Origin of the sequence: Streptomyces sp. NPDC055962 (assembly GCF_042270185.1) — a bacterium.
Classification (GTDB): Bacteria; Actinomycetota; Actinomycetes; order Streptomycetales; family Streptomycetaceae; genus Streptomyces.
This window is the reverse complement of record NZ_JBHJYN010000007.1, coordinates 101,744-124,942: the sequence shown is the minus strand read 5'-3', so window position 1 is coordinate 124,942 and position 23,199 is coordinate 101,744. Positions and strand designations below refer to the sequence as shown.

At 70.1% G+C, this 23,199-nt stretch carries 20 protein-coding genes and 1 pseudogene; 12 read left to right on the top strand and 9 right to left on the bottom strand.

Annotation, left to right across the window (positions count from 1 at the left end):
* Positions 1–94: 94 nt before the first annotated feature.
* Positions 95–769 carry a Crp/Fnr family transcriptional regulator gene (locus ACFC51_RS21210; RefSeq protein WP_031090867.1) on the bottom strand — a complete coding sequence of 225 codons (675 nt, stop codon included), beginning with the start codon at positions 767–769 and terminating at the stop codon, positions 95–97.
* A gap of 391 nt (positions 770–1,160) precedes the next feature.
* Between ACFC51_RS21210 and nth the strand changes: the two genes are divergently transcribed.
* The 3 genes from nth to ACFC51_RS21195 all read left to right on the top strand — a co-directional run bounded on the left by nth (position 1,161) and on the right by ACFC51_RS21195 (position 4,231).
* Positions 1,161–1,976: an endonuclease III gene (nth, locus tag ACFC51_RS21205; protein ID WP_376368701.1), complete on the top strand. Its 816-nt coding sequence runs from the start codon at positions 1,161–1,163 to the stop codon at positions 1,974–1,976.
* 214 nt (positions 1,977–2,190) lie between these two features.
* The gene (locus tag ACFC51_RS21200; protein WP_376530190.1) at positions 2,191–2,934 is read left to right on the top strand and encodes an NUDIX hydrolase; all 744 of its coding nucleotides are present in this window, start codon (positions 2,191–2,193) and stop codon (positions 2,932–2,934) included.
* Between the two features lie 91 nt (positions 2,935–3,025).
* Entirely contained in the window at positions 3,026–4,231 is a 1,206-nt protein-coding gene (locus ACFC51_RS21195) for a MarP family serine protease (RefSeq protein ID WP_376368699.1), read from the top strand.
* 97 nt (positions 4,232–4,328) lie between these two features.
* On the opposite strand, the gene ACFC51_RS21190 is transcribed toward ACFC51_RS21195, so the two are convergent.
* The 6 genes from ACFC51_RS21190 to ACFC51_RS21165 form a co-directional block, all read right to left on the bottom strand.
* Positions 4,329–4,532: a hypothetical protein gene (locus tag ACFC51_RS21190; RefSeq protein ID WP_376368698.1), complete on the bottom strand. Its 204-nt coding sequence runs from the start codon at positions 4,530–4,532 to the stop codon at positions 4,329–4,331.
* A 105-nt stretch (positions 4,533–4,637) separates the two neighbouring features.
* Complete coding sequence (locus ACFC51_RS21185) at positions 4,638–5,615, bottom strand: alpha/beta fold hydrolase (protein WP_376368697.1); 978 nt, start codon at positions 5,613–5,615, stop codon at positions 4,638–4,640.
* Positions 5,612–6,142, bottom strand: coding sequence for a phage holin family protein (locus ACFC51_RS21180; protein WP_376368696.1), 531 nt, complete (start codon positions 6,140–6,142; stop codon positions 5,612–5,614). The genes ACFC51_RS21185 and ACFC51_RS21180 overlap by 4 nt, the downstream gene beginning before the upstream one ends.
* A 39-nt stretch (positions 6,143–6,181) precedes the next feature.
* Positions 6,182–7,621, bottom strand: coding sequence for a Na+/H+ antiporter NhaA (gene nhaA / locus ACFC51_RS21175; protein ID WP_376530188.1), 1,440 nt, complete (start codon positions 7,619–7,621; stop codon positions 6,182–6,184).
* Positions 7,622–8,086: 465 nt separating this feature from the next.
* Entirely contained in the window at positions 8,087–10,045 is a 1,959-nt protein-coding gene (gene acs, locus ACFC51_RS21170; RefSeq protein WP_376530186.1) for an acetate--CoA ligase, read from the bottom strand.
* A 244-nt stretch (positions 10,046–10,289) separates the two neighbouring features.
* Positions 10,290–12,797 carry a SulP family inorganic anion transporter gene (locus ACFC51_RS21165; RefSeq protein ID WP_376368693.1) on the bottom strand — a complete coding sequence of 836 codons (2,508 nt, stop codon included), beginning with the start codon at positions 12,795–12,797 and terminating at the stop codon, positions 10,290–10,292.
* 299 nt (positions 12,798–13,096) lie between these two features.
* Between ACFC51_RS21165 and ACFC51_RS21160 the strand changes: the two genes are divergently transcribed.
* Entirely contained in the window at positions 13,097–14,458 is a 1,362-nt protein-coding gene (locus ACFC51_RS21160; RefSeq protein ID WP_376368692.1) for a hypothetical protein, read from the top strand.
* A gap of 34 nt (positions 14,459–14,492) precedes the next feature.
* Here the strand turns inward: ACFC51_RS21160 and ACFC51_RS21155 are convergent, their stop codons facing one another.
* On the bottom strand, positions 14,493–15,488 hold the full coding sequence (locus tag ACFC51_RS21155) for an ATP-binding protein (RefSeq protein WP_376368691.1): 996 nt from the start codon (positions 15,486–15,488) through the stop codon (positions 14,493–14,495).
* A 102-nt stretch (positions 15,489–15,590) separates the two neighbouring features.
* Here ACFC51_RS21155 and ACFC51_RS21150 point away from each other — a divergent pair, with 102 nt between their 5' ends.
* Positions 15,591–16,415, top strand: coding sequence for an oxidoreductase (locus ACFC51_RS21150; RefSeq protein WP_376368690.1), 825 nt, complete (start codon positions 15,591–15,593; stop codon positions 16,413–16,415).
* Between the two features lie 502 nt (positions 16,416–16,917).
* Here the strand turns inward: ACFC51_RS21150 and ACFC51_RS21145 are convergent.
* Positions 16,918–17,757: an HAD family hydrolase gene (locus ACFC51_RS21145; RefSeq protein WP_376368689.1), complete on the bottom strand. Its 840-nt coding sequence runs from the start codon at positions 17,755–17,757 to the stop codon at positions 16,918–16,920.
* 502 nt (positions 17,758–18,259) lie between these two features.
* On the opposite strand from ACFC51_RS21145, the gene ssd reads away from it, so the two are divergent.
* From ssd to ACFC51_RS21110, 7 genes and pseudogenes are all read left to right on the top strand, one after another.
* A complete protein-coding gene (gene ssd, locus ACFC51_RS21140; RefSeq protein WP_376530410.1) occupies positions 18,260–19,399 on the top strand; it encodes a septum site-determining protein Ssd in 1,140 nt (379 codons plus the stop codon).
* The gene (locus ACFC51_RS21135; protein ID WP_376530183.1) at positions 19,396–20,544 is read left to right on the top strand and encodes a TadA family conjugal transfer-associated ATPase; all 1,149 of its coding nucleotides are present in this window, start codon (positions 19,396–19,398) and stop codon (positions 20,542–20,544) included. The genes ssd and ACFC51_RS21135 overlap by 4 nt, the downstream gene beginning before the upstream one ends.
* Positions 20,545–20,588: 44 nt before the next feature.
* Positions 20,589–21,407 carry a type II secretion system F family protein gene (locus ACFC51_RS21130; RefSeq protein ID WP_376530409.1) on the top strand — a complete coding sequence of 273 codons (819 nt, stop codon included), beginning with the start codon at positions 20,589–20,591 and terminating at the stop codon, positions 21,405–21,407.
* Positions 21,408–21,412: 5 nt separating this feature from the next.
* Positions 21,413–22,207, top strand: a complete 795-nt coding sequence (locus ACFC51_RS21125) for a type II secretion system F family protein (protein WP_376530181.1) — start codon at positions 21,413–21,415, stop codon at positions 22,205–22,207.
* Positions 22,208–22,309: 102 nt separating this feature from the next.
* Complete coding sequence (locus ACFC51_RS21120) at positions 22,310–22,549, top strand: DUF4244 domain-containing protein (protein ID WP_376368686.1); 240 nt, start codon at positions 22,310–22,312, stop codon at positions 22,547–22,549.
* Positions 22,536–22,904 carry a TadE family type IV pilus minor pilin gene (locus ACFC51_RS21115; protein WP_376530178.1) on the top strand — a complete coding sequence of 123 codons (369 nt, stop codon included), beginning with the start codon at positions 22,536–22,538 and terminating at the stop codon, positions 22,902–22,904. The genes ACFC51_RS21120 and ACFC51_RS21115 overlap by 14 nt, the downstream gene beginning before the upstream one ends.
* Positions 22,796–23,179, top strand: a pseudogene (locus ACFC51_RS21110) (Rv3654c family TadE-like protein); the annotation flags it as partial. The gene ACFC51_RS21115 and the pseudogene ACFC51_RS21110, both read left to right, overlap by 109 nt.
* Between the last annotated feature and the right edge of the window lie 20 nt (positions 23,180–23,199).

The following is a 23,199-nucleotide window of genomic DNA, read 5'->3' as shown; positions in this document are numbered from 1 at the left end:
ACGCGAAAGGCCCCACCGGGTGGTGGGGCCTTCTCGGCGGCGGTGCCGCATGCCGTGGCCTGTTTCGGTCACCGCGTGCGGGCGGGCCGGGGCGTCAGCGCGAGCGCTTCGCCAGCCGCTCCACGTCCAGCAGGATGACGGCGCGGGCCTCGAGCCGGAGCCAGCCGCGGCCCGCGAAGTCGGCGAGCGCCTTGTTGACCGTCTCGCGGGAGGCGCCGACCAGCTGGGCCAGCTCTTCCTGCGTCAGGTCGTGCACGACGTGGATGCCCTCCTCCGACTGCACGCCGAAGCGGCGCGACAGGTCGAGGAGCGCCCGGGCGACGCGCCCCGGTACGTCGGAGAAGACCAGGTCGGACATCTGGTCGTTGGTCTTGCGCAGGCGGCGGGCGACGGCACGCAGCAGCGCGGTGGCGACCTCGGGGCGGGCGTTCAGCCAGGGCTGGAGGTCTCCGTGGCCGAGGCCGAGGAGCTTGACCTCGGTGAGCGCGGAGGCCGTCGCGGTGCGCGGGCCCGGGTCGAAGAGCGACAGCTCGCCGATGAGCTCACCGGGGCCGAGGACGGCCAGCATGTTCTCCCGGCCGTCGGGGGAGGTGCGGTGGAGCTTCACCTTGCCCTCGGTGACCACGTACAGGCGGTCGCCCGGGTCGCCCTCGTGGAACAGCGCGTCGCCGCGCGCGAGGGTCACCTCACTCATCGAGGCGCGGAGCTCCGCGGCCTGCTCGTCATCGAGCGCCGCGAAAAGCGGGGCGCGCCGCAGAACGTCGTCCACGAGTTCTCTCCTTGTCGGCCTGTTCAGGGAAGCGTGGTTTCCATGATGCCGGACGGTAAAACAGTGCGATCGATCACAAACCAGTTTGACGCACGGGCGTGCCGGACCCTACGGCAGGGGGCCGATTGGGCGTGGATACGCGGTGACCGGGGCGGATGTCAGCCCCTGGCTCTAGGCTGGCCGGGTGTCCGGAACGCCGGTGAGAGTGCAGGCCAAGGGGGCTGATGGGGTGTCGGGAGACAGGAATTCCGCTGTGGGCGAACAGGGTGGTCGAAGTGGTGAAAGCGCCGCAAATCGTCCAACGGAGGTGACCCCGTCCGCGCGCTCCGGCAAGGCGCCGGGGAAGCCGGTGAAGGCGTCGGACAGACCTGGCGAAAGGGCGGGCAGGCCCGTGAAGGCGTCGGCCGCGGCGAAACCCGCGAGGTCCGCGAAGCCCGCCAAGCCGGAGTCGCACCTCGCGATGGTCCGCCGTGCCCGCCGGATCAACCGCGAGCTCGCCGACGTCTATCCGTACGCCCACCCCGAGCTGGATTTCCGAAACCCCTTCGAGCTCCTGGTGGCGACGGTCCTCTCCGCCCAGACCACCGACCTGAGGGTCAACCAGACGACTCCCGCGCTCTTCGCCGCATACCCCACGCCGGAGGACATGGCCGCCGCAGTCCCCGAGAAGCTCGAGGAGATCATCCGGCCGACCGGCTTCTTCCGGGCCAAGGCCCGCTCCCTGATGGGCCTGTCGGCCGCTCTGAGGGACGACTTCGGGGGAGAGGTCCCCGGCAGGCTGGCGGATCTCGTGAAGCTGCCCGGCGTCGGGCGCAAGACGGCCAACGTCGTCCTCGGCAACGCCTTCGGCGTCCCCGGCATCACGGTGGACACCCACTTCGGCCGGCTCGTCCGCCGCTGGAAGTGGACGGAGCAGGAGGACCCCGAGAAGGTCGAGGCGGAGATCGCGGCGATCTTCCCCAAGAGCGAGTGGACGATGCTCTCGCACCGCGTGGTGTTCCACGGCCGTCGCATCTGCCACTCCCGCAAGCCTGCCTGCGGGGCCTGTCCGATCGCCGCGCTCTGCCCCGCCTACGGAGAGGGCGAGACGGACCCCGAGAAGGCGAAGAAGCTCCTGAAGTACGAGATGGGCGGCTATCCGGGCCAGCGCCTCAGCCCGCCCCCGGACTACCCGGGCATCCCCGCCCCGCCGCTGGGAGCCGGGTGAGGGGCCGCTCCTCGCCGTCCCCGCGGACGGGGCGCCGGCGGCCCGCGGGCGCGGAGGAGCGGCACCCCCGTCCCCGTCGCCCGGAGAGCCGGACGGATGAGCGGCGCGCCACCTCCGGCGGCCGGGCACGGGAGGGAGCGCACCGCGTCCGGGCCGGCCGGATCCGCGCGGAACGAAATGGCCGACGACAGGCGTTGCAACGACGGGGGTGCCCATGACGCACACACAGAACAAGCGGGCCACGCCGGACGCGGCGGCCCCGACAGGGGCGGGCGGGCAGCTCGGCGAGCGTGCGCCCGCCGTCTCGGCCGACGGGCTGCCCGCCTGGCTGGAGCCCGTCGTCCGGGCGGCGCGGACCGTGCGGGCCGGGCAGCTCAGCCGCTTCCTGCCGCCGGAGAACGGCGCGGGGCGCCAGTCGGCCGTGCTGATCCTCTTCGGCGAGGGGGAGCGCGGTCCTGAGCTGCTTCTGATGGAGCGCTCCGGCACCCTGCGCTCCCACGCCGGCCAGCCGTCGTTCCCGGGCGGCTCCCTCGACCCCGAGGACGGCGACCACATGACCACCGGGCCGCTCAGGGCCGCGCTGCGGGAGGCCGAGGAGGAGACGGGCCTCGATCCGAGCGGGGTCCAGCTCTTCGGCGTGCTCCCCCGGCTCTACATCCCGGTGAGCGGCTTCGTGGTCACGCCCGTCCTCGGCTGGTGGCGGAAGCCGAGCCCGGTGGGTGCCGTCGATCCCGCCGAGACGGCACGGGTCTTCACCGCCACCGTGGCGGATCTCACGGACCCCGCCAATCGCGTCACCGTCGTCCATCCGAGCGGCCACCCGGGCCCCGCGTTCCTGGTCGAATCCACTCTGGTCTGGGGATTCACAGCCGGTGTGATCGACAGGATTGTGCACCACGCGGGGTGGGAACGCCCCTGGGACAGGACCAGGCAGGTGCCGCTCGACTGGCGCGCATGACAGGCTGACTCCCGTGCTGCGCTGTTCCGGGTCTGGCCCGGACCCCGTCGAACCGGACGGGCCAGGTGACGAATCTGCGAGGCTATAGACGGTGAACGTGCTGGACATCCTGCTGCTCGTCGGCGCCGTGTGGTTCGCGGTCATCGGGTACCGCCAGGGTTTCGTCGTCGGGATCCTGTCCGTGGTCGGCTTCCTGGGCGGCGGTCTCGTGGCCGTCTACCTGCTGCCGGTCATCTGGGACCAGGCGACCGACGGGTCGGAGGTCTCCTCCACCGCCGCCATCGTCGCGGTCGTGATCGTGATCGTGTGCGCCTCCGTGGGCCAGGCGTTCACCACGCACCTCGGCAACAGACTCCGCCGGCACATCACGTGGTCACCGGCGCGCGCCCTGGACGCGACGGGCGGCTCCCTGGTCAACGTGGTGGCCATGCTCCTGGTCGCCTGGCTGATCGGCTCCGCACTGGCCGGGACCTCCCTGCCGACGCTGGGCAAGGAGGTCCGCAGTTCCTCGGTCCTGCTCGGGGTCTCCCGGGTGATGCCCGATCAGGCCTCCACCTGGTTCACCGACTTCTCCTCCGTCCTGGCGCAGAACGGCTTCCCGCAGGTCTTCAGCCCCTTCGCCAACGAGCCCATCACCGAGGTGGAGCCCCCCGACCCGGCGCTGGTCGGCAGCCCCGTCGCCGCTCGCGCCAAGAAGTCCATCGTCAAGGTCGTCGGCATGGCACCGGGCTGCGGCAAGGTGCTCGAAGGAACCGGCTTCGTCTTCTCCGACCGCCGTGTGATGACCAACGCCCACGTGGTCGGCGGCGTCGACGAGCCGACCGTCCAGATCGGCGGCGAGGGCCGGCTGTACGACGCCAAGGTCGTGCTCTACGACTGGCAGCGGGACATCGCCGTACTGGACGTCCCGGACCTGGACGCCGAACCGCTGCGCTTCACCGGCAGCGACGACGACGCGGGGAGCGGTGACAGCGCCATCGTCGCCGGATTCCCGGAGAACGGCGCCTACGACGTACGTTCCGCCCGTATCCGCGGCCGCATCGACGCCAACGGCCCGGACATCTACCACCGGGGCACCGTGCGGCGCGATGTGTACTCGCTCTACGCGACGGTGCGCCAGGGCAACTCCGGCGGCCCGCTGCTCACTCCGGACGGCAAGGTGTACGGAGTGGTGTTCGCCAAGTCCCTCGACGACCCTGACACGGGCTACGCCCTGACGGCCGACGAGATCCGTGGGGACATCGAGGCCGGCAGGTCGTCGGCCCAGGAGGTCGACAGCCAGGGCTGCGCGCTCTGAGGTCCTGCCGTACGGGTGTCACGCACGGGCCCCGGACCTCGAACTGACCGAGGGCCGGGGCGTGCGTACGGAGTGTGCTGTTCTTGCGGTTCCTACGTCATCCGCGGGGGTGGCGCAGGCGGGCCGAAACCCAGCGTGCCCGGCGGTGGAGAATGCGCGGAATTCCCAGCCGCAGATCATGGAAATTGCTCACATCGTGCACCCGGCTCCGCGAGCCGTCCCCCTCGTGAATGCTCGGACCGGCAAGAGCGGTCGAGCGGTGGTTGCGTGCTGCGTCATCGAAGTCGCGCGTCCAGCCCATACCCCGACGTCTGCCCGTGACCCAAGGTCGGTAATCGTGCGTGAGTCAGCCAATTGGCTTATGCGGAAGGCAATTGGCCAACCGTCGGACACGTGTGCGCGTCGACTACCGGTCGGGTTCGGGGTCCTTGAGCCAGTTGATGAGTTCGGTCGAGAACCCGGCCGGATCCTCCTCGTGGGGGAAGTGCCCCAGACCGTCGAAAAGTCGCCACCGGTAGGGCGCCTCGACGTACTCGCCGGAACCCGCTGAACTACGGGTCCGGATCGCCGGATCGAGGGAGCCGTGGAGGTGCAGCGTGGGCACGCGCACCGGCCGCTTCATCCGCCGGTTGAACTGGACGCCGTCCGGCCGGGCCAGGGAGCGCACCATCCATCGGTACGGCTCGATCGAGCAGTGCGCCGTCGACGGGATGCACATCGCGCGCCGGTAGACGTCGACCGTCTTGTCGTCGGGGAAGTCCGGCGTACGGGGTCCCGACCAGTCGCGGATCAGCCGGGCGACCAACGCGGCGTCGTCCGCCACGAGCTGGCGCTCCGGGACCCACGGCCGCTGGAAGCCCCAGATGTGCGAGCCGGCCCGGGACTGCGCGAGGTCCGAGAGCATCGAGGAGCGCCAGCGGCGCGGATGCGGCATCGACGACACCACGAGCCTCCGCACCAGCTTCGGACGCATCACGGCGGCCGTCCAGGCCAGGTAGCCGCCCATGTCGTGGCCCACGAGCGCCGCGTCCGGCTCGCCGAGCGAGCGGATCACGCCGGTGACGTCGAGCGCCAGGTTCGCCGGGTCGTAGCCCCGGGGCGTACGGTCGCTGCCGCCGACCCCGCGCAGGTCCATGGCGACCGCCCGGTAGCCGGCGTCGGCCAGGGCCGTCAGCTGATGGCGCCAGGTCCACCAGAACTGCGGGAACCCGTGGAGCAACAGCACCAGTGGGCCGTCACCGAGTTCGGCGATGTGGAAGCGCGCACCGTTGGCCGCCACGTCACGGTGGGTCCAGGGCCCGTCGATGCGGACAGGGCCGCCGGAACCGGGAGCGGGCCCCAGCGGGCCCACCGGACCGGATGCGCTGAAATCGGGGTCGGTCATGTGGACGAGCGTGTCACAGGGAGCGCCTTGTCCTGGACAGGCCGGCTCTCGATGGCTTGGCCCGCCAGTGTGCTGCCCTGCGCCTGTTCGATCGCACGTGCGGTCACCACGGGACGGGGGTGAGGCTTGACGCCCTGCAGGACGGCCGCGGTCTGCTTGGCCGAAGCGATGGACTTCTCCGGGGGCTTGACCTTCTTGAACTTGGCGAGCCCGAAGAGGGCGAGCAGGACGCCCAGCAGGATGAAGGCGCCGCCCACGATCAGGAACGACCAGGCGAGACCGAGGCCGAGGTTGTGGATCCCGTAGGCCGCGGCGAAGCTCAGCACGGGGATCGCGAACAGGATCAGCACACCCGTGACGATGAACGCCACGCTGCCGATCACGCCGCGCTTGACGTCCTGACGGACCTCGGCCTTGGCGAGGGCGATCTCGTCGTGCACCAGCGCGGACATCTCAGCAGTGGCCGACGCGAACAGCTGTCCGAGACTACGGTCGGTGCTGCCCGCGTAGTTGCCGGGGTCGCTCATCCCTGACTCCCTCTCCTCTTCGGTACATCCGATGTCAGATCATGCCGGACTGTCCGGCTTGCTGCTCGCTGCCCCCGCCTGTTCGGCAAGGCGGCGGTGCTCGGCGGCCTTCTTCTCGTGGATCGCGGCCATGCGCAGGTGATACTGGGGATCATCCTGTTCATAGACGTCGGGCACCCCCGATTCGTCCTCGTCGAGCTCCTCGGCCTCGTACAGCGTCCTGTATCTGCGTACCCGCAGTTTCAGCAGTACACCGGAGAGTACGGCGGCAATCAGGGAACCGATGAGGACCGCGGCCTTGACCTCGTTGATCATGTCCTCGTCGCCGGTGAAGGCCAGCTCCCCGATGAGCAGCGACACGGTGAATCCGATACCGGCCAGCGTGGCCACGGCGAAGACATCCGCCCAGGCCAGGTCCTTGTTCAGCTCGGCCCGGGTGAAGCGGGTGACGAGCCAGGTGCCGCCGAAGATGCCGATGGTCTTGCCGACGACGAGACCGAGGACCACTCCGAGCGTTTCGGGCCGGGTGAAGACGCCGGCCAGGGCATCGCCCTTCAGGGTGACACCGGCCGAGAACAGAGCGAACAGCGGAACCGCGACACCGGCCGACACGGGGCGCACGAGGTGCTCGATGTGCTCACCCGGGGAGTGCGCCTCACCCTCCTGGCGGGTGCAGCGCAGCATGAGGCCCATGGCGACGCCGGCGATCGTGGCGTGGACGCCGCTGTTGTACATCAGCCCCCAGATGACCAGGGCGAGCGGGAGATAGATGTACCAGCCCCGCACTTCCTTGCGCAGCAGGACGTAGAACACGGCCAGACCGGCGAAGGCACCGCCGAGTGCCAGGAAGTTGATGTTCTCGGTGAAGAAGACCGCGATGATGAGAATCGCGAAGAGGTCGTCGACGACGGCGAGCGTCAGCAGGAAGGCCCGCAGCGCGGCAGGCAGCGACGTGCCGATGACCGCGAGGACGGCCAGGGCGAACGCGATGTCGGTGGCGGTGGGGACGGCCCAGCCGGAGACGGAACCTCCGCCCAGCACCGCGGTCAGCGTGTAGAGGAGAGCGGGGACCGCCATGCCGCAGAGCGCCGCGGCGACGGGCAGGGCCGCCGCCCTGGGGTCGCGGAGTTCACCGGCGACCAGTTCACGCTTGAGCTCCACGCCCGCGACGAAGAAGAAGACGGCGAGGAAACCGTCGGCCGCCCAGTGGGCGACCGAGAGATTCAGCCCCAGTGCCCCTGGGCCGAAGTGGAAATCGCTGACGGACGCGTAGCCGGAGCCGAAGGTGTTCGCCCAGATCAGCGCAGCAACGGCCGCGACCAGCAGGAGGACGCCGCCGACCGTCTCGGTGCGCAGCGCCTCGGCGACGTAGTTGCGCTCGGGGAGCGAGAGCCGGCCCAGCAGGGTGCGGCGGCCGGCAGGGGGTACGGGCGGGGCCACGAGGAAGACCTCCGGGTCGGATTGCGGCTGCGGTGGCATGGCGGATACACATGCCGACCAGACTTCCCGGCGCCCCTGTGGAGATTTCTTGTGAAGTTGTCGGGCCGTGCTGTCGCGGCGTGCTCGTGTCGGCCTGTCGGCGCGAACGTACTCGCATCCGGCGTACTCGCCGTCACGCTACGAACCCGTTGTGCTCGGGTCGACGTGTTCCGCTGACGGAAAACCACTCTACCTGGGCTGTCGGAAACCTGTCCGGATCCGCCGGCCGTCGCCTGACGGCGTGAGCCGTCACCGGACGGTTCCTGCACGGGCCCGCACTCGGTCCGAACGGACACCCTCGCCCGGGACACGGGACGGTTCCTGCATGGGCCCGCACCCGGTCCGAATCGACACCCTCGCCCGGGACACGGGAAGGGGCACCCGGACGGCTTCCGGGTGCCCCTCGACGGCGTGCGGACGGACCTGCTCCGAGAGGAGGTACGCGTGCCCGCCTCCCTCTGTGCCCTAGTCCTCGGAGGAAGCGGAGGGCAGTTGTGTCTGGATGAGGGACATGACCGAGGAGTCGGTGAGGGTGGTGACGTCCCCCAGCTCGCGGTTCTCGGCGACGTCGCGCAGGAGGCGGCGCATGATCTTGCCGGACCGGGTTTTCGGCAGTTCGGCGACCGGGAGGACCCGCTTCGGCTTCGCGATCGGGCCGAGGGTGGCGCCGACGTGGTTGCGGAGCTCGGCGACGAGTTCCTCGGAGGCGGTCGCGGTGCCGCGCAGGATGACGAAGGCGACGATGGCCTGACCGGTCGTCTCGTCGTTCGCGCCGACGACGGCGGCCTCGGCGACCGAGGGGTGCGAGACGAGCGCGGACTCGACCTCCGTGGTGGAGATGTTGTGCCCGGACACGAGCATCACGTCGTCGACGCGGCCCAGCAGCCAGATGTCGCCGTCCTCGTCCTTCTTGGCACCGTCACCCGCGAAGTACTTGCCCTCGAAACGCGACCAGTAGGTGTCGATGAACCGCTGGTCGTCGCCCCAGATGGTGCGCAGCATCGACGGCCACGGTTCGGTCAGCACGAGGTAGCCGCCCCCGCCGTCGGGGACCTCGCGTGCCTCGTCGTCGACGACGGTGGCGGAGATGCCGGGCAGGGCGCGCTGGGCGGAGCCGGGCTTGGTCTCGGTGACCCCGGGGAGCGGTGAGATCATCATCGCGCCGGTCTCGGTCTGCCACCAGGTGTCCACGATGGGGCACTTGTCGGCGCCGATGTGCTTGCGGTACCAGACCCACGCCTCAGGGTTGATCGGCTCGCCCACCGAACCCAGCACCCGCAGCGAGGAGAGGTCGAACTTCGCGGGGATGTCGTCGCCCCACTTCATGAACGTCCGGATCGCGGTCGGCGCGGTGTAGAGGATCGTGACGCCGTACTTCTGCACGATCTCCCAGAAACGTCCCTGGTGCGGGGTGTCGGGCGTGCCCTCGTACATGACCTGCGTCGCACCGTTGGCCAGCGGACCGTAGACGATGTAGGAATGTCCGGTCACCCAGCCGATGTCCGCGGTGCACCAGTACACATCGCTCTCGGGCTTCAGGTCGAAGACCGCGTGATGCGTGTAGGCCGCCTGCGTCAGATATCCGCCCGAGGTGTGCAGGATGCCCTTCGGCTTCCCCGTCGTCCCCGACGTGTAGAGCACGAACAGCGGCTGCTCGGCGTCGAAGGCCTCAGGGGTGTGCTCGGCGGACTGGCGTGCGGTGATCTCGTGCCACCACACGTCCCGCCCCTCCGTCCAGGCGGTGTCCTGCCCGGTACGCCGGACCACCAGGACGTGCTCGACGCTCTCGATGCGGGAGACGGCGTCGTCGACGGCCGGCTTCAGGGCGGAGGGCTTGCCGCGCCGGTAGCCGCCGTCGGCGGTGATGACGACCTTGGCGTCGGCGTCCTGGATACGGGCGGCGATCGCGTCGGCGGAGAAACCGCCGAAGACCACCGAGTGCGCGGCGCCGATGCGGGCGCAGGCCAGCATCGCGACGGCGGCCTCGGGAATCATCGGCAGGTAGACGGCGACGCGGTCGCCCTGGACGACACCGAGCTCGGTCAGCGCGTTCGCCGCGCGGGAGACCTCGTCCTTCAGCTGGGCGTAGGTGATCGCGCGGCTGTCGCCGGGCTCGCCCTCGAAGTGGATGGCGACCCGGTCGCCGTTGCCCGCCTCGACGTGCCGGTCCACGCAGTTGTACGCGACGTTGAGCTTCCCGTCCGCGAACCACTTCGCGAAGGGCGGGTTGCTCCAGTCGAGTGTCTCGGTCGGCTCCGTGGCCCAGGACAGGCGGCGGGCCTGCTCGGCCCAGAAGCCCAGCCTGTCCGCCTCGGCCCGCTCGTACGCCTCCGCCGTCACGTTGGCGTTCGCGGCCAGATCGGCAGGCGGCGCGAACCGCCGCTCCTCCTTGAGCAGATTGGAGAGAGAGGAAGGCTCGCTCATGCTGCGGTCTCCTCCTCGAGCAGATTGGCCAGGCTTGCGTTGCTCACGACATCTCCCATTCCCAGGGTGTCCGTTGTGTCCCGGAGGACAGCTCATCAGGCCGCGGGCCAGGTGACAAGTGTCTGCCGGGAATTGGTTTAGACCTGTGTCTCGTGTAAGGAGTCAGCGGTCCCGCCTCCGCGAGCAGTGCTCTGCGTCGCGAAAGCGGGACCACAAGGTCTCACGGACCGGGTAGGGGAGTGGTTCAGGCGCCGACGGTGGTGCCGGGAGCGGCGTGCAGCGCTTCGGCGTCGGACTCCGCGCTCCATTCCTCGCCCGGGGCGACCCGGGCGAAGACCTCGTCTGGCCCGGTTCCGGAGCTGGCACCCTCGGTCAGCAGATAGGCCTGCGCCTCACCGACATGGAAGTACATGCCGTGCAGTTGCAGGGTGCCGGCCGCCAGCCTGCGTGCCACCGACTCGTGCGCTCGAAGGTGCTCGAGTTGCTGGACCACATTGGTCAGACAGAGCTGCTCGACCGCGTCGGTGGGCAACCGCCCGGCGATGCGCGCCCAGGAGTGATGACGGGAGCGCATGCGTTCCAGGCTGGGCAGGCCGTGCCGCAGCCAGCGCCACAACGGTGTCCGGGGAGTCTCCGGTCCCGCACCCAGCAGGGCTTGCATCGCCCCGCACCCGGAGTGGCCGCAGATGGTGATGGACTCGACCTCCAGCACGTCCACGGCGTACTCGATGGCGGCAGCCACGGAATCGTCGTTGCTGGTCTCGTCGCACGTGCCCGGCGGTGGCACCAGATTGCCGACGTTCCGCACGGTGAAGAGGTCTCCCGGGCCACTTGCCGTGATCATGCTGGTGACCAGGCGGGAGTCCGCACAGGTGAGGAACAGCTGCGAAGGGCGTTGTCCTTCGGCAGCGAGCCTGGCCAGCTCCTCTCGCACCAACGGTGCGGTGGTCCGCTGGAACGAGCTGAGGCCGCTGAGGAGCCGATGGGCGCCCCGCCGAGGGCGGGGGGAACCCGCCCTGTCCGTGGGAGGGGTGCCCGGGAGCGTGTGCGTGGCCGCCACGGAGTGGGCCGGCACGGCGTCCTGCACACCGTCGTGACAGTGGTGGTTACGCCACGGTGTCCAGGGGCGGCAGCAGGAGTGGGCCGCCGATGCGGGCTCGGCGATCCGGCCGCCGGAACGCCCGGTGAACTCGATCCGGCCGCCCATCGCGGTCTGTGCCGCGTACCAGTCCTGGATCGTCTCGTACGCGGCGTGGTCCATGAAGAAGCCGTCCAGCTCGACCACGGCGTCGACCCCGTGCGGGAGTCGTCCGAGCAGGCGGCTGAGGCGGGGGACGGCCAGGAAGGTCAACTGTCCGCGAGCCGACACGAGGTAGCGGCCGTCCTGCTCCGTCACGGTGATGCGCGTCCGGGCGAGCCGGTGCAGGGCGACAGCCACTGCCACGACGATGCCGATGGCCACACCCTCGAGGACTCCGGCGAGGATCACACCGCTGATCGTTGCGCCGTAGACGAGGAACTCCCGGTGTCTGTGCACCTTGCGGATGTGGGCGAAGCTCACCATCTGGATGCCGACGACCATGACGAGGGCCGCGAGCGCCGCCAGAGGAATCCACTCGAGGGCGGTGACCAGCAGAGCGGCTGCCAGGAGCACCCAGACCCCGTGCATCACGGTGGAGGCGCGGCTCTCCGCGCCCGCCCGCACATTGGCGGAGCTGCGTACAGCGCCCCCGGACACGGCGAGTCCTCCGGCCAGCCCCGAGAGCGCGTTGGCGACGCCCTGGGCCCGCAGCTCCCGGTCGAGGTCGGATCGCTGGACCGGTGCGGGAGGCGTGGACCCGTCCTTCGGCGGCGAGGCCGACCGGTCCGCGGCGAGTTTGTCCACGGAGACCGCGGCGAGCAGGGATTCGAGGCTGGCCACCAGCATGACGGTGAACACCGCTGCCGCGAGCCCCGCAACCGGACCCTGCGGAAGCTCGGGCAGAGCGTGCGAGCGCCATGACGGCAGGTCCACCCGGGCGATTCCCGGGGTCGCCACGGCAGCCACCGCGGTGGCGACGACCACGGCGGCGAGGGCGGCAGGAATCCTGCGGAGCGATGCTCCGAGCCGTCCGGGCAGACGTGGCCAGACGACGAGGAGGGTGATCGTCAGCGCTCCGATGAGAGGAGCGGCCGGCTCGAACTGCGCCAAGTGGGCCGGAAGCGACAGGGCGTTGTCGAGGGCGGAGCTCTGCGGTGCCTCGCCGAGCACGATGTGCAGCTGGGCGAGAGCGATGGCCACACCGATGCCCGCGAGTGTGCCGTGGACGATGGCGGGACTGACCGCGAGAGCGCTGCGGGCGGCTCTCAGCGACCCGAGCAGGATCTGCAGGAGACCTGCCCCGACGGTGATCGCGCAGGTGGTGCGCCAGCCGTAGATCTGGATCAACTCGGCCGTGACCACGGTCAGCCCGGCGGAGGGCCCGCTGACCTGGAGGGGGGTGCCGCCCAGAAGCCCGGCGACGATGCCGCCGATGGCGGCCGAGACCAGGCCGGCGGCGAGGGGAGCGTCCATGGCTACGGCGAGACCGAGCGACATGGGTACGGCGATCAGGAAGACGGTGATCGATGCGGACAGATCGGCGCCCGAGACACGGAAGCGTCCACGACGGGGCGGTGGCGGCGGGCTGTGAGGACGCTTGAATCCCGAGGCGCGGGAAGGGCGCGCGTTGCGGGATGAATGGTCGTTGCGGGTAGGGACGCAGGCAGACATGTTCCCGTCTCCTCCGGGGCAGCGCGGTCGCGGTATACGAGTGACGGCGGCCGTGGATCACGGCGTGCAGCGGTGGGGTACAGCGGCGGGATTTCTCAACTCTCCGTAAATGAATCGTAATGGAGAGTAAAGAAGCATGTCCATGTTTTCGAGCACATAGCCCAATGGCTCACTCGTTCAAGTGAATAAGCAGCTTTTCATTCGGCTTGTCGTACTGATTCCAGCAGGACTGCGTGTGAGGTTGGCCGCGCCGTATCGGCACTTGACCGCACGAATCCTGCAAGGAAGAGGGTGGACGGATGATGGCCGCCACGAAGCGGATCGCCCTGGGTGCCGTGGTCACGGCCCTGGTCGCCGGCCTCGCCGGGTGTTCGGGCCCCGGTACAGGGGCCGCCGGTCCGGGAGCCGGGAAGGAGGCGGCTGAGGGGAACTCGCCGGCGGCGGCGCCGAAAGCGGCGGTCGACCTCATCGGTGACGGGTCCACGGCCTTCACGGGGGCCCAGCCGAAACTTCCTGCGGTCAAGCGTCTCCAGCCTGGCCGGAAGCCTCCGCAGTTCGTGGTGTTCTCCTGGGACGGTGCCGGCGAGGACAGCCAGAAGCTGTTCTCGCATTTCCGGAACGTCGCGAAGAAGTACGACGCCAGGATGACGTACTTCCTGAGCGGTGTGTACCTCCTCCCGGAGGAGAAGAAAGCGCTCTACGACCCGCCTCAGCACGCGCCGGGCCGCTCCGACATCGGGTTCAACGACGCCGAGGGGATTCGGCACACACTGACGGAGCTGCGTGCGGCCTGGCTGGACGGGAACGAGATCGGTACCCACTTCAACGGGCACTTCTGCGGGCCGGACGGAGGTGTCGGCACCTGGTCGGTCGAGGAGTGGAAGAGCGAGATCAGCCAGGCGAAGTCGTTCGTGAAGAGCTGGAAGACCAACACCCCGGCGCTCAAGGGCGAAGCGCCGTTGCCCTTCGACTACGACAAGGAGCTCATCGGCGCGCGCACCCCGTGTCTGGAGGGCCAGAAGAACATGGTCGCCGCCGCGCGGACCATGGGATTCCGCTACGACTCCAGCGGCGTCGGCAATCAGGTCTGGCCGGCGAAGAAGGACGGCCTCTGGGACCTCCCGCTGCAGCTCGTCCCCGTACCGGGTCGCGCGTTCGAGACGCTCTCGATGGATTACAACTTCATGTTCAACCAGTCCGGTACGACGACACAGGGAGACCCGGACAAGCACGAGTACTGGGGTAACCAGATGCGGGACGGTCTGCTCCAGGCGTTCGACCGTGCCTACAACGGCAACCGCGCGCCGCTGATCATCGGGAACCACTTCGAGTCCTGGAACGGCGGCAGTTACATGCGCGCCGTCGAGGAGACGATCAAGACGGTGTGCACCCAGCGGGATGTGCACTGTGTGTCCTTCCGCCAGCTCGCCGACTGGCTCGACGCGCAGGATCCCGCGGTGCTCGCGAAGCTGGGAACGCTGAAGGTGGGTCAGGAGCCCGCGCCGGGCTGGACGGCCTTCCTGGCGGGAACGGCTCCGGGAAAGCCTGCGGCCAGCCCCGTGCCCGCCAGGCCGGCGGACGAGCCGGCAGGCAAGGGGGCCGGTGTGAGCGAGGACCAGGAGGTCACTCCGGGCTCAGCTCCACCTGGTCGGACCGGCTGAGCGCGGAGGTCGCTCCTGGCACCGCTCCGCACGGTCAGACCGGCTGAGCGGCGCCCGATCCCGCGCAGTGCTCGTGGAGGACGAAGGCGGGGTCGACCTGGGCAGCCAGGTCGGCGCCCGTCTTCTCGTTGCCCCAGCTCTCCGCGTTCTTCAGATGGAAGTGCACCATCTGCCGTGTGTAGCGCTCCCAGTCGCGCAGCTCGTACGAATCCTCCGCGGCGTTCTGCAGGGCCTGCAGTGCCATCCGGTTGTCCGCCTCCAGCAGATCGAACGGGGCGGGGCGGCCCTTCTCCATCGCGCGCACCCAGTCGGACTGGCCGACACCGACGAGCAGGTCGTCGCCGACCTCGTCGCGCAGGAAGTCCAGATCGTCCGCGCTCTGCACCTTGTTGCCCACCACCTTCAGCGCGATGCCGAAGTCCCGTGCGTACTCCTTGTACTGGCGGTAGACGGAGACTCCCTTCCGGGTCGGTTCGGCGACGAGGAAGGTCAGGTCGAAGCGGGTGAACATGCCCGAGGCGAACGAATCCGACCCCGCGGTCATGTCGACGACCACGTACTCGTCCGGGCCGTCGACCAGGTGGTTGAGGCAGAGCTCCACGGCCCCGACCTTGGAGTGGTAGCAGGCGACACCCAGGTCGGACTCGGTGAACGGACCTGTGGCCATCAGCCGGATGTTCCCGTCGTCGAGACGGACCGTACGGGCGCAGGCGTCGTAGACAGGGTTGTCCTCGCGGACACGGAGGAGCCGGGACCCCTCCCCGGGAGGTGTCGTCTTGATCATCGTTGCCGCGGAGGCGATACGGGGGTTGTTTCCGCGGAGGTAGTCCTTGATGAGAGGCAGCTGGGCGCCCATGGCCGGCAGCGCGGCTGCGTCGTCCTCGTCGAGGCCGAGGGCGGCCCCGAGGTGCTGGTTGATGTCGGCGTCCACCGCGACGACATGGGCTTCATTGGCAGCGAGGTGGCGGATGAAGAGCGAGGACAGCGTGGTCTTGCCGCTGCCGCCCTTCCCTACGAAAGCGATCTTCATGTTCACCTAGGGTAGCGGTGTCATCGCTCAGTGCAGTCGCTCTTCGTGAAGAACGCCACTCCTGGGCGGCATCCGGACGCGGGACGCGTAGCCTCCCTACTTATGAGTACGACTTCCTCGGACCCTCTTGCCGCCCTGGGCGACCTGCCGGGCGTCGCCGACGCGGTGGACTCCGTCCGCAAGGCTGTGGACAGGGTCTACGGACACCGCGTCATGCGGCGCCGCAGCAACGAGGTCACTGCGGAGGCGGCCCTGCGAGGCTCCCGCGGTTCGGCGGCGCTCTCGGGTGCCGACTGGAATCTTGAAGAGGTGCGCCGGCGTACGGACTTCAGTGGTGAGGACGAGGCGCGCATCGTCGGCGCGGCCCTCAGGCTCACGGCGGAGGCCGGGCAGCTGCTCTCCATCTGGCGGCAGTCGCCCCTGCGTGTCCTGGCCCGGCTGCATCTGGTGGCGGCGGGTGGCGCGACTCCCGACGAAACGGTCGGGCGGCCCCGCCTGGCGGGTGAGCCGGTCGACGAACCGTTGATCGAGGCGCCGGTTCCTGACGCCGGTGAGGTGTCCGGGCGGCTCGAGGGTCTCTCCGGGCTGATCATCGCCGGCAGCTCGGCGCCCGCTCTGGTGACCTCGTCGGTGGTGCACGGCGAGTTGCTCGCGCTGCGCCCCTTCGGGTCGCACAACGGCTTGGTCGCTCGCACGGCTGAGCGGATCGTGCTGATCGGCAGCGGGCTCGACCCCAAGTCGATCTGCCCTGCCGAGGTCGGGCACGCGGAGCAGGGGCGTGCCGCCTATGTGGCGGCGTTCGAGGGGTATCTCTCCGGCAGGCCGGAAGGTATGGCCGCCTGGATCGCTCACTGCGGCCGCTCGGTCGGTCTCGGCGTGAGGGAATCGACCGCGGTGTGTGAGGCGCTGCAGCGGGGCGCGGCCTGAGCCTGTCGAGCGCCTGCGAGGGTCGGCATCGGATCCGGTTCATCCCGGTCATGCCGGCCCGACGGATGACGCGGGTGGTGGTGCACGAAGGTGCGCCAGGAAAGGGTTGCGGCGGCACCGTCTCCGGTACCGCCGCTGGCACGTCCGCCCAGTTACCAAGCGTCCTCGATGTATGCCCATCAGGTCGGGTTCTTTGCCCGTCACCTGGTGCGGCTGGCCCGTAATCGACGGGTCGACGTCGCGTGGGTACTCGACTTCCGTGCTCGGTCCGTGGGGCCATCTGTGCGTGGAAGGGAATCCTCTCGGATGCCTTCGGTCTCGCGGGCCGTTGAATCCTTTGTACTCCTGGACCAGGAGGAGCGGAAGCCCTGACTACACTTCTTTACTTTCCTGTTCAAGCACCCTGGAGTCGTTCATTCCGGGCGCGTTTCGTGATCGAGTTCGGGATGGTGGGCGGGCGCGGGGGCCGGTGCTCCTGCGGCGCCGTGTCCTGCCGTTCGGGTCAGGTGGGGAGTGCGGCGGCGCGGCGGCGGTTGGCGTACCAGACCACGCCTGCTGTCACGGCTGCCGCGCCCAGCGCAGCGGCGGCCACGAGGGCCGGTCGAGGCGGCATGGAGAACGCGGGCAGGCGCTGCTTGAGCCGGACCGGTCGGTCGAAGACGAGAATCGGCCATTCCCGCAGAGTGGCCTCGCGCCGCAGTGCCCGGTCCGGGTTGACGGCGTGCGGATGGCCCACCGACTCCAGCATGGGGACGTCGGTGGCGGAATCGCTGTACGCGTAGCAGCGCGAGAGGTCGTAGCCTTCCGACTCGGCGAGCGCCCTGACCGCCTCCGCCTTGGTGGGTCCGTAGGCGTAGTACTCGATCTCGCCGGTGAAGCAGCCGTCGTCCCCCACGACCATCCGGGTGGCGACCACCCGGTCGGCGCCGAGGAGTTCCCCGATCGGTTCGACGACTTCGGCGCCGGAGGTCGAGACGATGACCACATCGCGGCCGGCGGTGTGGTGCTCCTCGATGAGGGTCGCCGCCTCGTCGTAGATGATCGGGTCGATCAGCTCGTGCAGGGTCTCGGCGACGAGGTCCTTGACCTGCTGGACGTTCCACCCCTTGCAGAGAGCCGAGAGGTAGTCCCGCATCCGCTCCATCTGATCATGGTCGGCACCCCCGGCGAGGAAGACGAACTGTGTGTAGGCGGTGCGCAGCACGGCGCGGCGGTTGATCAGCCCGCCTTGGTAGAAGGACTTGCTGAAGGTCAGTGTCGATGACTTCGCAATGACCGTCTTGTCCAGGTCAAAGAAGGCTGCTGTGCGCGGCGAGAAGCAGTTTTCCACAAAGGTGAGCATAGGGGCCCGCCATTCGGCGTAAAGCTCCGGCGGGTGGGTTTGCTTGAGAAGGGGCTCGGGTACACCATGGAAGTCACGGATCGTTCGCGACCGTGCTAACCCGGTCCGGCTCCTCCCCCCCCGAGTCGGCCGTGGGGACGACCCCCGCTCTCCCCCCCGGCGGGGGTCGTCGCATGTCCGGATGCATTTTCGGGCAGGGGGTCGGACTCTGCCGCTCCGACGGCACCTCGGTGATCTCTTCTCTTCCGGTGATTCACCCGATCTTGACTCGTCACCGTGCGTAGCGGAAGGGGTGCGCTCCGAAAGTCCCCTGTACGAGCTACGGAGTTATTCACAGAGCTGGAGTTCTCCACAGTTCTTGAGCAAGATCCACATGTTTTTCCCAGGCGCTGCATGTTGATTCCACCCGCGAAGTCCGCGGGTTCCGGAATCGCGCATCTCGGATGTGTTCGAGATCCCCGCGAAACCGCACCGAAGGGACAGGGAGAAGGGGGCGGAGATCGTGGCTGGATCTATCGCGGGGGAGGGGCCGCCGAGCGCCGAGGGGCATGGGGGCGGTCCGTTGATCGTGACCGAGGACGCGGATCTGCTCGACGATCTGCTCAGGCTCTGTGCTGCGGCCGGGGCGGTGCCCGAGGTGCGCCACGGACCACCGTGGGAGAGGGGCGGCTGGGAGCGGCCCCCGATGGTTCTGGTGGGTGACGACGCGGTGCAGAGGTGTCGTGGAGTGTCCCGGCGGCCTGGCGTCATGCTGGTCGGCCGAGATCAGGACGACCCCGATGTATGGCGCCGCGCGGTCGAGATCGGCGCAGAGTACGTGCTGAGACTGCCCGATTCCGAGAGCTGGCTCGTCGACCAGATCGCCAACGCCGTGGAAGGCGTGGGCCGAGCGGCGCTCACGGTGGGAGTGATGGGGGGCCGCGGCGGTGCCGGCGCGTCCACGCTGGCTTGTGCGCTGGCGGTGTCCGCTGCGCGATCGGGTCGGCGGACCATGCTGATCGACGGTGACCCTTTGGGCGGTGGCATCGACGTGCTGCTCGGTGGCGAGGAGTCCGAAGGCTTGCGCTGGCCGGATTTCGCCCGTTCGAAAGGAAGGGTGGGCGGAGGGGCACTGGAGGAGTCCCTGCCTGCGTTACACGGGTTGCGTGTGCTCAGCTGGGGGCGGGACGACGAGGTGATCGTGCCGCCGCAGGCCATACGGTCGGTGCTCGCCGCAGCGCGTCGGCTCGGTGGGGTGGTCGTCGTGGATCTCCCACGGCGGGTCGACGAAGGCGTGGCGGAGGCTCTCGCGCAGCTGGATGTCGGGCTGCTCGTCGTGCCAGGTGAGCTGAGAGCGGTCGCAGCAGCGCAACGTGTGGCCTCGGCGGTCGGCATGGTGCTGGAAGACCTGCGTGTCGTCGCCAGAGGGCCGTACACGGCGGGCCTGGACGAGCAGTGGGTGGCGCAGGCACTGGCGCTGCCTCTCGTCGGCGAACTGCCCATGGAGGCGGGGCTGCCCGCGGCCCAGGACAACGGTGTTCCCCCGGGCGGGGCTGCCCGCGGTGCGCTGGCCCGTTTCTGCGCGGCCTTCTGGGACCAGGCGGACCCACCCGGCCGATTCGAGGGTTCCCCGGCGCGGGTGTCCGGGAGCGGGACGTCATGACCGATGCGTTGCTCGACGCCGTACGCCAGCGGCTGGCCCGGAGCGGTGCGCCACCCACGCCGGCCGGGGTGGCGGCGGCCCTGAGGGAACAGGGACGCCTGCTCGGCGATGCGGAAGTCCTCGGCGCAGCAGAGGAGTTGCGGGGTGAGCTGGTCGGCGCAGGAGTGCTCGAGTGCCTGCTGGCCGATCCGGCCGTGACCGATGTGCTGGTGTCCGCCCCGGACCGCGTGTGGGTGGACCGCGGAGGCGGACTGGAGCTGACCCGGGTCACGTTCCGGGATGCGGCGGCCGTTCGGAGGCTGGCTCAGAGGCTTGCCGCCGTGGCAGGACGTCGGCTGGACGACGCCAGGCCGTGGGTGGACGCCCGCTTGCCCGACGGGACACGTATGCACGCGGTCCTGCCGCCGGTGTCCGTCGGTTCGACGTGCCTCTCGCTCCGGGTGGTGCGGCCCAGAGCCTTCACCCTGGCGGAGCTGGTGGCGGCCGGGACGATCCCGCCCGGTGGCGACCGGTTCCTGGCCGCGCTGGTCGAGGCCCGGGTCTCCTATCTGATCAGCGGGGGGACAGGGGCGGGGAAGACGACTCTCCTGTCGAGTCTGCTGGGGGCGGTGGGGGAGCGCGAGCGCATCGTGCTGGCCGAGGATTCGGCGGAGTTGCGCCCTGATCACCCGCATGTGGTCCGCCTGGAGTCACGTCCCGCCAACCAGGAAGGCGCCGGGCGCGTGACGCTGCGGGACCTCGTGCGCCAGGCACTGCGTATGCGGCCCGACAGGCTGGTGGTGGGAGAGGTCCGGGGAGCCGAGGTGACGGAGCTTCTGGCTGCGCTCAACACCGGACACGAAGGCGGGTGCGGCACGGTCCACGCCAACGCGGCGGAACACGTTCCCGCGCGTCTGGAGGCTCTGGGTACTGCTGCCGGTCTCGACCGGGCCGCCCTGCACAGCCAGGTCGCGGCTGCACTGTCCGTGGTTCTCCACCTCGTGCGTGGCAGGGACGGGCAGAGGAGGCTCGCCGAAGTGCACGTGCTCGAGCGGGATTCCGCCGGGCTGGTCGTCACCGTACCCGCGCTCCGCTGGGGCGCGGAGGGATTCGAGCCAGAGCAGGGCCGGGAGCGGCTCGGCGCACTGATCGGGGAGGGGACGTGACGGGGGCGGCCTCCGTCTGGCTGACGCAGCTTCCCGGCTGGGTCATGGCGGGTTGTGCGGGGCTGGCCGGCTGCCTGGCCGTGGCGCGTGACCCCGGTGCGCGACGAGCGCGGTCTCTGATGCGACGAGGACAGGAGGAGCCGTGGGGCTCCACGGCAGGGGTGATGCTGCGCGTGCTCATCGAGGGACGGAGGGAATGGCTGTGTGCCCCTGTGGCGGCTCTTCTCGCCGTGCTGGGCGACTCGGTGCTTCCCCTTGCTGCGGGAGCCGTGGCGGTCCCGCTCGTGAGGCGGTGGCTGCGACGGCGGGCGTGCCGCCGTGAGCGTGAGCAGGCCACCGACGCGGTGATGTCGCTCTGTGGTGCGGTGGTGGGCGAACTGCGAGCGGGGCGTGAGCCCGGTGAGGCCCTGATCGCCGCCGCGCGGAGCGTCGGCGCGCTGGGAGCGGCCGAGTCCGCTGTGCTGGCCGCTGCGCGGTTCGGCGGCGATGTGCCCGGCGCACTGCGTCAGGCGTCGTCCGGACCCGGTCTCGACGGTCTGGCGGGGATGGCGGCCTGCTGGCGAGTGGCGGTGGACGGCGGAGCGGGCCTCGCGGCAGGTCTGGCGCGTCTGGAGAGTTCCCTGCGGGGCGAGAGGCGCCGACGGGAGGAGCTGCGGGCGCAACTAGCCGGTGCGTGGTCGACGGTCGCGGTCCTGGCACTGCTGCCCGTCATGGGGCTGGGGCTGGGGACGGCGCTCGGGGCGGATCCCTTGGGCGTCCTGCTGCACAGCTCGGGTGGACTCGTCTGTTCGGTGGCGGGTGGCCTGTTGGAGGCCGCGGGCCTGTTCTGGGCCACGCGGATCGTGCGGGCGGGGGAGGCGTGAACGGGATGTCCGGTCTCGGGGAGACCGTGGGACCTGCCGGCACGGTGTTGGGCACAGCCGCGTATCTCACCGTGCTGATCACCACACGACGGCGTGAGCGAGCCCTGCGGAGGCGGGGCGCGCGGCTGACCGGATGCCGCCCGCGCCCGGGGAAGCGGGGGTGGCGCGGCCTGAGGACGTCCTACGGGAGACGCGCACGGCGATGGGCCGTGTTCCTGGCGGCCTGGGCGATCGGCTGGATCCTCGTCGGCGGACCGGCCGGCTGCGTGGCCGGTCTTGTGGTGGCCTTCGGAGTGCGGTGGTGGCAGCGATCCGGACGACGGCGGCCTGCCGCAGGCAGGGACGCGGAGGCTGTCCTGATCGCCCGGCAGTTGCCGCTCGCAGCCGATCTGTTGGCGTCCTGCATCTCGGCGGGTGCCGGACCGAGGGACGCCGCTGAGGCCGTCGGCGAATCCATGGACGGTCCTGTCGGCGAACGGCTGTCCCGTACGGCGGCTGAGCTCCTGCTCGGCGGCGAACCGGCCGAGGCGTGGGGCCGGTTCGGAGAGATACCCGGAGCCGCGCCTCTGGCGCGTTGCCTGGCGCGCGCCGCGATCACGGGAGCGCCTGCGGCGGAGCCCGTGTCCAGGATCGCCGATGAGATGCGCGCCGAGCGGGCGAGCGCGGCGGTGGCACGGGCGCAGCGAGCGGCTGTGCTGATCACCGCGCCGGTGGGGCTCTGTTTCCTGCCCGCCTTTCTGGCGGTGGGTGTGGCACCGGTGGTGATCGGCCTGGCGACAGGTCTGCTGCACGGCACGTGAAGCTGCGGAAGCACACCCCGGACCGTGCGGGCCTGCTCGGCGTGCTCGACCTTGACCGACGTTCCGAACGAGACGACGCGAGATCTGAACATGGGGGTTGGAATGAAAGCGGTGAGGCTGTTTCGGCGCGGACTGCGTGGGCTGCGCCTGTTCTGGGAGTCGAGGTTCGGCAGGAGCGCCCGGCGCGTCGGCTTCGACAGGGGGATGACGACCTCCGAGTACGCGGTGGGGACCATCGCCGCCTGCGCCTTCGCGGCGGTGCTCTACAAAGTGGTGACCAGCGGAGCGGTGTTGTCGGCGCTCCAGTCGCTGATCAAGGACGCGCTCGATGCGAAGTTCTGAAGCGCGGCGGGGCGACAGCGGCGCGGTGACGGCGGAGGCCGCCATGGCTCTCCCCGTGCTCGTGGCCTTCGTGCTCGCTCTGGTCTGGGCGCTGGTGGCAGCCGCGGACCAGATTCGCTGTGTGGATGCCGCACGGGCGGGAGCGCGGGCAGCGGCCCGGTCGGAGCCGGAGGAGGCGGTACGGGCCGTGGCGCGGGAAGCGGCGCCGGGCAGGGCCCGGGTCGTGGTGGAGCGGGCCGGGGAGCTGTGGCGGGTCCGGGTGGAGGCGCCGACGCCGGGGCCCGGCCCTCTGGCCCTGACGCTGAGCGCCGAGGCGATCGCTTTGGCCGAGGACACGGTGGGGGCCGACCTGTGAGGGGGATCGGGGGTGGCGCGGGCGACCGGGGGCTGGCGACGGTCTGGGCAGTCGTCACGACGGCGACGCTCTGTGCGTTGTTCGCCACGGTGCTCGCTCTCGGCCAGGCTGTGGCCGTGCGGCACCGAGCCGGTGGCGCTGCGGATCTGGCGGCACTCGCCGCTGCGGACCAGGCGCTGCGAGGCGAGGAAACGGCGTGCCGGGCCGCGAGGGGGGTCGCAGAAGCGCAAGGAGCGGAGATCGTGCGCTGCGGAGTCCACGGCGAGATCGCCGACGTGACGGCTCGTGCCCGCTT

Excerpts from the sequence above, each read along its gene's own strand:
- ACFC51_RS21200 (WP_376530190.1), top strand. The coding sequence starts at position 2,191 with ATGACGCACACACAGAACAAGCGGGCCACGCCGGACGCGGCGGCCCCG.
- ACFC51_RS21190 (WP_376368698.1), bottom strand. The coding sequence starts at position 4,532 with ATGGGCTGGACGCGCGACTTCGATGACGCAGCACGCAACCACCGCTCG.
- ACFC51_RS21185 (WP_376368697.1), bottom strand. The coding sequence starts at position 5,615 with ATGACCGACCCCGATTTCAGCGCATCCGGTCCGGTGGGCCCGCTGGGG.
- ACFC51_RS21180 (WP_376368696.1), bottom strand. The coding sequence starts at position 6,142 with ATGAGCGACCCCGGCAACTACGCGGGCAGCACCGACCGTAGTCTCGGA.
- nhaA (WP_376530188.1), bottom strand. The coding sequence starts at position 7,621 with ATGCCACCGCAGCCGCAATCCGACCCGGAGGTCTTCCTCGTGGCCCCG.
- acs (WP_376530186.1), bottom strand. The coding sequence starts at position 10,045 with ATGAGCGAGCCTTCCTCTCTCTCCAATCTGCTCAAGGAGGAGCGGCGG.
- ACFC51_RS21165 (WP_376368693.1), bottom strand. The coding sequence starts at position 12,797 with ATGTCTGCCTGCGTCCCTACCCGCAACGACCATTCATCCCGCAACGCG.
- ACFC51_RS21160 (WP_376368692.1), top strand. The coding sequence starts at position 13,097 with ATGATGGCCGCCACGAAGCGGATCGCCCTGGGTGCCGTGGTCACGGCC.
- ACFC51_RS21155 (WP_376368691.1), bottom strand. The coding sequence starts at position 15,488 with ATGAAGATCGCTTTCGTAGGGAAGGGCGGCAGCGGCAAGACCACGCTG.
- ACFC51_RS21150 (WP_376368690.1), top strand. The coding sequence starts at position 15,591 with ATGAGTACGACTTCCTCGGACCCTCTTGCCGCCCTGGGCGACCTGCCG.
- ACFC51_RS21145 (WP_376368689.1), bottom strand. The coding sequence starts at position 17,757 with ATGCTCACCTTTGTGGAAAACTGCTTCTCGCCGCGCACAGCAGCCTTC.
- ACFC51_RS21135 (WP_376530183.1), top strand. The coding sequence starts at position 19,396 with ATGACCGATGCGTTGCTCGACGCCGTACGCCAGCGGCTGGCCCGGAGC.
- ACFC51_RS21130 (WP_376530409.1), top strand. The coding sequence starts at position 20,589 with ATGGCGGGTTGTGCGGGGCTGGCCGGCTGCCTGGCCGTGGCGCGTGAC.
- ACFC51_RS21125 (WP_376530181.1), top strand. The coding sequence starts at position 21,413 with ATGTCCGGTCTCGGGGAGACCGTGGGACCTGCCGGCACGGTGTTGGGC.
- ACFC51_RS21120 (WP_376368686.1), top strand. The coding sequence starts at position 22,310 with ATGAAAGCGGTGAGGCTGTTTCGGCGCGGACTGCGTGGGCTGCGCCTG.
- ACFC51_RS21115 (WP_376530178.1), top strand. The coding sequence starts at position 22,536 with ATGCGAAGTTCTGAAGCGCGGCGGGGCGACAGCGGCGCGGTGACGGCG.